The sequence below is a fragment of the Corallococcus sp. CA053C genome (assembly GCF_003611675.1).
In the GTDB taxonomy this organism is placed as follows: Bacteria; Myxococcota; Myxococcia; order Myxococcales; family Myxococcaceae; genus Corallococcus.
Window position 1 is genome coordinate 1 of sequence record NZ_RAWA01000358.1, and the last position, 10189, is coordinate 10189.

The window sequence follows — 10189 nt, forward strand, 5'->3', positions numbered from 1 at the left end:
GGTCCACGCCAGGTCGATCTGCCCCGACGACACCGCCGTGGCCGTCAGGCCCGAGGGCGCCGCAGGTGCGGTGGTGGCGCTGTTCACGGTGATGGAGACCGTGGCGGAGTTGGTGCTGGCGGCGGGGGCGTGGCGGTGGCAGCAGCGCATAAGAGAGGGGGACTCTTCCGCAAGCCCGTCCCGGGGTCGAGCCGCATCGCTCCGGGTTGTCGGGAATTCAGGGTCCGGGCCATCCTGGGGGCAGGTCCGGGAAGGCGACGGAGGCCGGCAGGGGGCGGTTGAGAAACGCCGGGGGCTTCCACAGGATGGGTGGGCGTGCAGGCCGTTCTCTACTTCTCCGACAAGCAGGTGCGCGAGAAGCTCTTCGCGTTCGTGGACGCGTCGCAAGGGCTGTTGCTGGTGACGGGCCTGCGCCACGGCGCCGCGATGACGCGCCCCCCGCAGGCGCGCGAGCCCTTCTCCGCGCTGGAGGACGTCTACGGCGGCGTGCTGTCCCAGGTGCTGGTGGCGGACGAGGGCACCCCGGAGGGCATGTGGCGCGATCCGCTGGGAGACCTGGGGGACCGGCTCTACCCGGATGACCGGAAGCGCGCCTACGCGGCGGCCACCGGGTACCTGCTGCTGGAGGACGGCAAGCCGCGCTCGGTGGTGCGCAAGCACGGCACCCCCGCGGAGGACCTGTGGTTCCTCCAGGAGGCCCTGAGCCGGCTCACCCCGCGCATCCCCGCGCCGGACCCGGCGAAGCGCCCCGGCACCCGCCGCCCCGAACCCGCGCCCCGTACGCCGCCGCGCTACGGACCCGCCAGCGCGCCCGGGGACGCACCGCCACGTTACGGAAGCTCCAGCGCGCGAGGCGACGCACCGCCGCGCTCCGATGACACACCTCCGCGAGGACGCCGCGCGGCGCCGCCACCCGAGTCTTCGCCAGGGCCCGAGGCGAAGGACCCGTGGGTCGTGCTGGGCATCGCGCGGGGCACGCCGAAGGACGAGGCGCGCAAGGCGTTCCGCGCGCTCATCTCTCAATACCACCCGGACAAGGTGGCGCACCTGGCGCCGGAGTTCCACGCGCTCGCGGAGCGGCGCACGCGGGAACTCCTGGAGGCGTGGGAGGCGCTGGAGAAGGACGCGCCCTGAAGGGACGTCAGCTCGCGAGCCCCGAAGCCGAGGGCTCCAGCCGGAAGCGCGCGATGAGGGGCACGTGGTCGGACAGCCCGTGGAAGCGCCCGGTGATGTCGCCGAAGGGGCGCGTCTCGTCCGCGTCCAGCCAGCTCACGCCGCCGCCGGAGAACAGGTGGTCCAGGTGCATGCGCATGTGCATGAAGCCCGCGGTGGGGAAGGCGCGCGTGAGGCTCGGGTCGATCTGCCCCACGGCCGCCTGCGCGCACGTCAGGTGCGCATCCCCCGTGAGGTAGCGGTACACCGGCGACGACGGCGGCGAATTGAAGTCCCCGCACACCACGAACGGCTCATCCTTCGCGTGCAGGTGGATGAACTCGGTGAGCTTGCGCGCTTCGTGGAGCTGGTTGACGCCGCAGCCCATCTTGTCGCGCGTGGCCCAGAACTCGCGGGCGAACGGCGTGGGCAGGCTCAAGTGCGTGTTGAAGATGTGGAACGCGCGTCCGTCGCCCCGGCGGAAGACGCGCATGTGCGCGCAGATGCGGCTCTGCTTGCGCTCCTTCAGGCCCTGCACGTGGTGGTGCGTGATGTGTTCGGGCGCGGCCACGTTGTGCGTGTCCACCTGGAGCGTGCGCGTGTTGATGAGCATCGCGAGCCCGGTGGTGTAGAGCGACAGCTCGCCCAGCTTGTAGTGGTGCGCGCGGAAGTAGAACGCCTCGTAGGGCATGTCCCGCCCCTGGAGCGCGAACGTCTCCTCCACGCGCGTCATGAAGGCCTCCAGCTGCGTCTCGCCGGGGCGCGTCGGCCGGTGGACGATGTTGCTGCGCAGCGAGGAGGTCTCCACCTCCTGGAGGCACACGACGTCGGGCAGCGGATCCAGGGTGGCGATGGCGGCCGCCACCCGTCGCTTGGGTCCCACGGTGCTCGCCAGCCCCTTCAGCATGTGGCCGAAGTAGCGGACGTTGTACGTGACGATGCGCAGTGAGGACGCGTCCATGGGCCTGTGGCCACCTCCTGGTTCTTGCGGTGAAAGGTGGGAGGCAAAGCTACGAACGTCCAGGCCCCTTCGCAGCCTCAGCGCCGGGATTCCGCCCGGCGCTGACACCATATGCCGACAAGCGGACGAAGCGCCCGTCCGCCTGCCTGCCGTTCTCCAGCGCTACGGGGCGCCGCGCCGTCCTTCGGCCCGGCCCGCGGTGAGCCAGTGGGTGAGGCCACCGCGGTAGTTGGTGGCGCCATACGCCGCGGCCACGTCCGGGTTGGCCTGGAGGTAGTACTGGGGATCGAACTCCGGCGAGCCCCGGCGACCCTCGTTGAGCCCGGCGTTCACCCAGTGCTCCATCGCCGCGCGGTAGTTGTTGCCGAAGGCGTTGCGGAGGTCCGCGTGGAGGCTCAGGTAGTAGGGCGCGCTGAACGCGGGCGAGCCCTGGCGACCCTCGGTGATGCCGTTCTGGGTCCAGTGCGCGAGGGCGGCCGGGTAGTTCGTCCCGAACGCGGCCTGGAGGTCGCCGTAGCGGGCCAGGTACTCCTTCACCTGGAACGCGGGGGAGGCGGAGCGGCCCTCGGTGCGGCCCGCGTCGATCCAGTGGCGCGAGGCGGCGCCCACGTTGCTGCCGAAGGCCGCGCTCAGGTCGCCGTTGAGGGCCAGGTAGAAGCCCGCGTCGAACGTGCGCGTGTCGCGGAAGACGCCGTAGAGCGACTGGATGCCATTGAGGTCATCCGGCTGCAGGTCGATCTTCCCGTTGTAGTACGCGTACATGACGGCGCCCGCGTCGGGCGAGTGTCCCAGCCCCAGCGAGTGCCCCAGCTCATGCAGCGCGGTGCTGCGCAGGTCGTAGTTGGTGCCGTTCACGGTCCAGCCGAACCCGTCGTTGAAGTGCACGTCGCCGGCCAGCGCCGCGCAACTGTAGGCGTTGGAGCAGCTGGGGTAGTAGGCGTGGGCCAGCGTGGAGGCGGCGAACGGGTTGCCGTCGCCGTGGTCGCCGTACTGCCACGACACGTAGAGGTCCACGGGACCGCTGCCCACCTCGGTGAAGGCCACGGGCGCGGCGGCCTGCCAGCGCTGGAGCGCGCCGATGACCGCGTTGCGCGAGTCGTTGGCGCTCAGGTCGGGCGTCCCGTTGAGGAAGGCGAAGGAGAGGTTCGTCTGCGGCCAGCTGCTCACGGCCACGAACGACGCCAGGCCCGCCGTGCGCGCGTTGAAGCCGTAGAGGTCCGGTGAGTCGCACCGCGAGCGTTGCATCAGTCCGCGCGTCGCCGCGTCCAGCGCGCCGGTGACGCGGAGCCCCTGGGCTTCCTGGAAGCGCTTGAGCGCGGCCTCCATCGCGTCATCGAAGAGGTCGGGCCGGGCGGGCTCGCGCGCCACGGCGGGGCGGAAGCCCGGGTACTTCCGTGCCAGCTCCGCGTTGGGGAAGTAGCCGTGGGCCTGGAGGTGGCGGAAGGCCGCCTCCACTTGGGGGCCCTGTGCGCCCTTGCGTGCTTCAGGGACGAGGTCCGCCGCGGAGGCCGCGGCGCCGCCCAACGTGCCCAGCAATACGACGGAACGAAGAAGCGTCTGGATGGAGCGCAACGTGTGCACCTTTCGCATGGACCCTCCCGACACCTGGGGAAGGCGCCCCCGTTGTAGCGGGAGCGTCTGACAGGCCGAAACCCGTCAAAGCCGTTGAAACAGTGACACGGGAAAATCGTCCCCGCCTCAGCCCGCGGGCTTCACCCGCACCATCGTGTCCAGCAGGTGCTCCAGCGCGCGGTCCGGGTCGTCACAGAGGCCCACGTGCACGGGGCCCGTCTGGAGCATGGTGCTGCGCGGCGCCACCAGCCAGTGCCAGCGCTCCTTCTGCGGCAGCCGTCCGATGGGCCCCGCCTCCTTCCCGCCCACGCACACGCGGCGGAAGCTCTCCAGGTGCCCGCTCAACAGCTCCACGTCCGCGTCCGGTGACAGCGCCTTGAGCCGTGCCTCATCCAGCTCCACGCGCGCACCCAGGAAGCGGTGCTGCACGCAGAACAGGACGACGCCCACGTTGATGAACTCCTCGCGCTCCACGCGGGGCACCAGCCGGATGATGGCGTAATCAAACGAGCTGTGCGTGGGCACGCGTCGCCTCCTCGATGAACGCCGGCACCGCTTCCAACCTGCGCAACAGCCACGTCGCGTACGCCGCGCGGTGCTCCGTCGTGGAGGCGAACGCCGGCTCCTGGCCCAGCCACGCCTCCGGAATCGCGCCGACAATCCGCTCCACCACCTCCGGCGTCACCCGCTGCCGCAGCAGGTCCCCGGCCTCCGCCAACCCGTGCGCCCACGGCAGCAACACGTGGTCCTTGATGGGCGCGAATCTCCCCTGGCTGCGCTCCTCCCACCCATCCCACGAGTGGTGGAAGTACAGCGCCGCCCCGTGGTCGATGAGCCAGAGGTTGCGGTGCCACACCAGGAGGTTGGGGTTCTTCGGCGTGCGGTCCACGTTCGTGACGTACGCGTCGAACGCCACGATGGCCGATGCCACCTGCGCCTCCGGCACCGGCACCGCCAGCGGATCAAACGTCACCGAGCGCGGCAGGTAGTCCAACGCCAGGTTCAGCCCGGCGCTCGACTTGAGCAACTCGCGAATCTCACTGTCCGGCTCGTTGCGGCCCAGCGACGTGTCCAGCTCCACGAACACCAGCTCCGGCACCCGCAGCCCCAGCACGCGCGCCAGCTCTCCGGCCAGCAGCTCGGCGATGAGCGCCTTGGCGCCCTGGCCCGCACCCCTGAACTTCACGACATAGAGCCCTGCGTCGTTCGCCTCCACGATGGCGGGCAGCGAGCCCCCCTCGCGCAAGGGCGTCACGTAGCGCGTGGCGGTGATCGTCCTGAGCATCCCTCGTCCTCGGCGGTTCCCGGGCACCCCGGGGGTGGCGGCTGTACCACGGCCCCTGCCCGGCGGGGAACACACCGACCCCCGCTCCACCTTCCCCTGTCCAATTCAGTTGCGCGCAATTGAATTGCGCACTATCTATTTCCCATGTCGCCGGAAGACTTCCTCCGCCTGGACCTCCAGCTCTGCTTCCCGCTCTACGCGGCGTCCCGGGCGATGGTGCAGGCCTACACCCCGCTCTTGTCGAAGCTGGGGCTGACGTACCCGCAGTACCTGGTGATGCTGGTGCTGTGGGAGACGGACGGCGTGACGGTGAAGACGCTGGGGGAGAAGCTGTACCTGGACTCGGGCACGCTCACGCCCCTGCTCAAGCGGCTGGAGACGCTGGCCTTCGTGCGCCGCGAGCGCTCCACCGAAGACGCGCGGTCGGTGCGCGTGTCGCTTACGCCGCAGGGCCGCGCGCTGCGCCGCAAGGCCGCGTCCATCCCGGAGGCCATCGCCTGCCGCACCGGTCTGTCCTTGGAGGAGCTGTCCCGGTTGCGCCGGGACGTCCTCCGCCTGTTCGAGAACGTTTCCAAGTAGTCCCCGAAACCCAACGCAGTCCCTAGAAGGAGCACCCCATGGCCCAGGTCACCCTCGCCGAGAAGCTCTACTCCACCACCGCCACCACGCACGGCGGCCGCAACGGCCGGCTGACGCTCAACGAGAGCCCGCTGGACAACCTGGAGCTGGCGATGCCCAAGTCGCTGGGCGGCTCCGGCAAGACGACGGCCACCAACCCCGAGCAGCTCTTCGCCGCGGGCTTCTCCTCCTGCTTCGAGAGCGCGCTGCGCCTCGTGGCGGGCAAGGCCGGCAAGAAGCTGGACGAGAAGGCGGGCGTGAAGGCCACCGTCACCATCGGCAAGACGCCCGAGGGCGGCTTCGGCCTCGCGGTGGAGCTCCAGGGCATCCTGCCCGGCGTGCCCCGCGAAGAGGCGCAGAAGCTGATGGAGGCGGCCCACCAGGTGTGCCCGTACTCCAACGCCACGCGCGGCAACATCGAGGTCAAGGTCTCCGTCGCCGAGTAGTCCGTGACGCCTCCGCCCCGGGCTCCCATGCGAGAGCCCGGGACGCAAGGCGGCTACACCGTGCCCGCCTCCACGAAGCGCGCCTCGAACACGGGGCGTCAGGGGGCGGGCGGGCCCTGGTCGTTCATGCGGGGCGCCGGCAGGAAGGCCAGCAGGTTGTTCTGGATGTTCTCGCAGATGGCGTCGAGCGGCAGGTCGTTGTCGTCCGTGCCGAAGGGGTCTTCAATCTCGACGCCAATCTCTTCAATCCCAAAGAAGACATACGCCACGACGAAGGTCGCGGGGACTGTCACCCAGCCGAAGGTGTCCACCAGCGCGAAGGGCAGGGTGAAGCAGTAGAGGATGAGCGCGCGGCGCAGGTGCACCATGTATGCGAAAGGCATGGGCGTGCGGTGGATGCGCTCACAACCCCCCAGGTAGTCGATGAGCAGCTGCACGTTCTGGTCGAGCTGCATCTGGACGTACTCCGGATACAGCCCCGCGCGCCGCCCCTCGTCGAGCACCGCCGTCATCCGCCGCGCCACCATCAGGGGCACGTGCTGCGCCTGGAGCACCGCCTGCACGTCGTCCGGAGGCAGGTCCCCGGCCTTGGGGCCCAGCTGCCGTTGTCCGCGCAGCCAGGCGGAGGCCGCGAAGGGGAACACCGCGGTCCAGCGCACCAGCGGGGCGAACAGGGCGCTCCTGCCCAGGAACACCTCTGACGCACGCGCCAGGTTGCGCGTCTCGTTGACGATGCCGCCCCACAGCTTGCGGCCCTCCCAGAAGCGGTCATAGGAGGCGTTGGTGCGGAACACGAGCAGCAGGCTCAAGCTGATGCCCGCCAGCGTGTGCACCGTGGGGGCGACGCCCACGTGGCCCACGTGGCGCGAGAAGGCCACCACGCCCGCGGCCCAGACGACGCACAACAACACACGGCCGACGATCTCCTTCACCATCGAACCGCGCAGGTAGTGGAAGTAGCTCCACCAACGATGCGGGTCATACTCAACCATGTGGCCTCAGTCCTCCCGGGGGGCGCGCATGCTAACCGCACCGTGCCGCGTCGCGACGAGCGGCTTTTTGCGGAATTGCGGATGTCCGGCACTCCGGGCCGTGGCCTCCCCGCAGGTGCTTCGGCTAAGCAGGAGGTGGTCCCGCTCCCAAGGAGGCGTCCCATGCGCCGTCACGTCAGGTCCCTGCTGATGGTCTTCCTCTGCACGACGAGCGGTTGCAGCTTCCTCCGCACGGACGTGCTGCTGGACGCGCTCAACTCACCGGACCCCGCGGAGCAGCCCAAGGACGCGCCGCCCCGGGTGCCGGCGGTGGAGCGGGTGGCGGGGCTCACGCGCGCGCAGCTGATGGACGCGTACGTGGACTCCGAACGGGTGGGCGCGTGGATGGAGGCGCTGGGCGCGGCGCCGGACGTGGTGCTGGAGATGACGGCGTGTCTCAACCAGCGCGCGGGCGCGGACATGGCGGCCTGCTACGAGAACGACGCGCGCACGGGCTTCATCGACCGGGTGGTGAAGCTGCCCGCGTGGAACGTGCCGGTGCCCACGCAGTCGCTCTCCGTGGCGACGCCGTCCGAGGTGGAGGTGGACGCGGAGCGCTTCCTCTCGAATGCGATGAGCCTGGGGCCGTCGCTGGCGGCATTGCAGCAGTCGCTGGAGGTGCCGCTGACGCGCGAGCTGCTGGCGCAGGGCATTCAGCAGGGCGCGACGTCCGCGGCCGGCTACGTGCGGGCGCGCACGTGGCGCCGGGACCTGCGGCGGCCCACCAACGCGGTGGTGCTGAGCGGCGGCGGGGCCAACGGCGCGTTCAGCGCGGGGGCCATCTGGCGGCTGCTGGGCATCCTGGAGCAGTGCCGGGGCAAGCCCGCGCCGGAGGGGTGCGGGGACGCGCGCATCGACCTGGCGGCGGGCACGAGCACGGGCGCGCTCATCAGCACGTTGGTGGACCTGTTCCACACGCCGGGGCAGGAGGCGCGGGCGCGCCAGCTGCTGATGGGCAACTACACGTGCACGGTGGAGTCGGACCTGTACTGCGTGAACTCCACGTGGCTGTGGAACCTGGCGGACGACACGCGGGGGCTGGTCCGGTTCGACGGCGTGTACACGAAGCTGGATCAGGTCATCCAGCCGGGGATGTTCCACAACGGCACGGAGCTGGTGTCGGTGTCGGTGGACTTCCAGACGGGGGACGTGTTCGGTGTGAGCGACCAGGATCCGGCGGACTTCAAGGCGGGCGTGACGGACGCGGAGCGCAAGCGCGGGATGACGCGGGCCATCGTGGCGTCCATCGTGGAGCCGGTGTTGTCGGAGCCGGTGGGCTCGCTGCCGTCGGCCAGCGGGAAGCGGACGGGGACGTACTACGACGGCGGGGTGCGCTCGGGGCTGCCGCTGCTCCAGGCGGTGCAGCGCGGAGCGGAGCGGGTGCTGGTGATTTCGACGGGTGGGGTGAACCCGTCGCCGGCGATGGATCCGAAGAACGCGATGAACGTGCTGATGCGCACCATCGACCTGTTCGTGGCGCAGCCGCGCGTGGGCGAGGTGCAGCAGGCGGAGCTGCTCGCGGTGGCGCGCCGGTTGGGCGAGTACAACGTCTGCATGGCCCGGGGTTCGGGCGAGGACTTCTGCCGCCGCAAGGGCCCGGGCTTCCAGGCGCCGGGGCTGGTGGCGCCGGAGGCGGGGCAGGCGGTGTGGATGGGCTCGGCGCGCTTCGACCAGGTGGCGTCCAGCTGGCGCAGCACGTGGATGTTCAAGCCGGAGACGGGGCTGGCGACGGCGAGCGGCTACTCGTTCACGCCGGAGGTGATGCAGCCGCTCTTCGTGGCCGGGGTGGAGGCGCTCCAGAAGCGGTGCACGGAGGTGCTGGGCCTGTTCGACATCCGGGGCACGCTGGCGGCGAAGGAGTGCGCGCGCCAGGGCGTGGAGGTCGCGGACGAGGCGCGTGAAGCGCTCCCGCCCGTCGACCAGTGCCGCAAGGACAAGCCCGAGCGCCGCACGTGTGACTGACGCGCCCAGAGGCTCCGGCAGAGGCTCCGGCCGAAGCTCCGGCCGAGGCTACTTCCCGCCGTCCTTCACCCACGGGCCCCAGCCGGTGAGCGCGGAGCCGTCCTCGGCCACGCGCTTGCCCTTGGGGGGAGCGCGGTAGATGGTGTCCGACAGCGTGGCGAAGCGGGCCTCTTCCGCGAGCCCGCTGAGCGCGGCGCCCCACGGTTCGGCGGCGTAGGTGGCCACCTGGACGCGGCGTTCGGTGCCCTCGCCCAGCGGCGTCTCGAAGACGAGCGCGGGGACGGGGTGCTGGGCCACGGTGAAGGTCTCGCGGCGCGACGGCGCGGCGGGAACGGGCGGCCACTGCTGCGGCACGCTGACGGCTTCGCTGACGGCCATGAGCAGGGCCTCTTCCAGCGGCGTGGCGTCCGCCTCCTGGAAGTCCGCGCACGGGGCGCCGCCGGAGGGGCCGGTCAGCTCCTTGCGCAGGAGGAAGCCGCGCTCGGCGCCCAGGCAGACGCGGCGCACGGAGGACGTGCCGGAGATGTCCTGGCGCACGTCGTACCAGGTGCCCGGGCCCCAGGGCTTATCCAGGACGGGGACGGTGCCCGCGGCGTCGGTGCCCTGGCGGAAGGACACGAGCGTGAGCTGCTGGCTGCCGCTGGCGCCGAAGCCGGAGAGGGTGGTGCTGGCGTCGAGCAGGCCGTGGGTGAGGTACAGCGGCCCGGGCTCCGAGGCATAGAGGCGGTTCTGCAGGGGGCCATCGCTGGGGCGGCTGTCGTGCAGGTAGCGCTGCGCGTCCCAGGTGCGGCCGGCGGCGGTGGTCTGTTCGGCGGAGCGCTGGCCGCGGTGTTCGGCCTTCCACGGCTGTGTCTCCTCCAGGCGCATGGGCAGCACGCGGCTCTGGGAGAGGCGCGGGTGGGCCAGGGGCTTGCCCTGATCATCGGTGAAGGTGACGGTGAGCCAGGCCCACGGAGCCTGGACGGCGACGACCTCCAGGACGACGTGGCCGGCGACGGCGGTGTCGCGCTCGGGGGCGGCGGAGCGCTGTCCGCCCGGGCGGCCGCGGTTCGCGGAGAAGGCGTACTCCACGCGGTCGCCCACGCGGGCCTGCTGCCACGGAGACGCGGTGGTGGGGGTGCCAGCGTCCGGCACGGAGGCCTCGGGTGTGGAGGCGTCGGGG

General features: G+C 71.1%; 10 protein-coding genes. 4 read left to right on the forward strand and 6 right to left on the reverse strand.

Annotated elements, in window-relative coordinates; translation table 11 throughout:
* Positions 1–315: 315 nt before the first annotated feature.
* Entirely contained in the window at positions 316–1134 is an 819-nt protein-coding gene (locus D7V97_RS33280; protein WP_120614654.1) for a J domain-containing protein, read from the forward strand.
* Between the two features lie 7 nt (positions 1135–1141).
* Here D7V97_RS33280 and D7V97_RS33285 read toward each other — a convergent pair whose 3' ends face one another.
* The 4 genes from D7V97_RS33285 to D7V97_RS33300 all read right to left on the reverse strand — a co-directional run bounded on the left by D7V97_RS33285 (position 1142) and on the right by D7V97_RS33300 (position 4970).
* A complete protein-coding gene (locus tag D7V97_RS33285; protein ID WP_120614645.1) occupies positions 1142–2113 on the reverse strand; it encodes an endonuclease/exonuclease/phosphatase family protein in 972 nt (323 codons plus the stop codon).
* A gap of 162 nt (positions 2114–2275) precedes the next feature.
* Positions 2276–3703, reverse strand: coding sequence for a matrixin family metalloprotease (locus tag D7V97_RS33290; protein ID WP_120614646.1), 1428 nt, complete (start codon positions 3701–3703; stop codon positions 2276–2278).
* A 108-nt stretch (positions 3704–3811) separates the two neighbouring features.
* Positions 3812–4210: a DUF3037 domain-containing protein gene (locus D7V97_RS33295; protein WP_120614647.1), complete on the reverse strand. Its 399-nt coding sequence runs from the start codon at positions 4208–4210 to the stop codon at positions 3812–3814.
* Entirely contained in the window at positions 4188–4970 is a 783-nt protein-coding gene (locus tag D7V97_RS33300; RefSeq protein WP_120614648.1) for a HipA family kinase, read from the reverse strand. Before D7V97_RS33300 ends, D7V97_RS33295 begins: the two co-directional genes overlap by 23 nt.
* A 144-nt stretch (positions 4971–5114) precedes the next feature.
* Between D7V97_RS33300 and D7V97_RS33305 the strand changes: the two genes are divergently transcribed.
* The gene (locus tag D7V97_RS33305) at positions 5115–5549 is read left to right on the forward strand and encodes a MarR family winged helix-turn-helix transcriptional regulator (RefSeq protein WP_120614649.1); all 435 of its coding nucleotides are present in this window, start codon (positions 5115–5117) and stop codon (positions 5547–5549) included.
* Positions 5550–5587: 38 nt separating this feature from the next.
* Complete coding sequence (locus tag D7V97_RS33310; protein ID WP_120614650.1) at positions 5588–6034, forward strand: organic hydroperoxide resistance protein; 447 nt, start codon at positions 5588–5590, stop codon at positions 6032–6034.
* A gap of 98 nt (positions 6035–6132) precedes the next feature.
* Here the strand turns inward: D7V97_RS33310 and D7V97_RS33315 are convergent, their stop codons facing one another.
* Entirely contained in the window at positions 6133–7026 is an 894-nt protein-coding gene (locus tag D7V97_RS33315; protein WP_120614651.1) for a bestrophin family protein, read from the reverse strand.
* Positions 7027–7188: 162 nt separating this feature from the next.
* Between D7V97_RS33315 and D7V97_RS33320 the strand changes: the two genes are divergently transcribed.
* A complete protein-coding gene (locus tag D7V97_RS33320; protein WP_120614652.1) occupies positions 7189–9027 on the forward strand; it encodes a patatin-like phospholipase family protein in 1839 nt (612 codons plus the stop codon).
* Between the two features lie 48 nt (positions 9028–9075).
* Here D7V97_RS33320 and D7V97_RS44905 read toward each other — a convergent pair.
* On the reverse strand, positions 9076–10189 hold a 1114-nt coding region (locus D7V97_RS44905), incomplete at its 5' end, for a DUF6068 family protein (protein ID WP_158623507.1).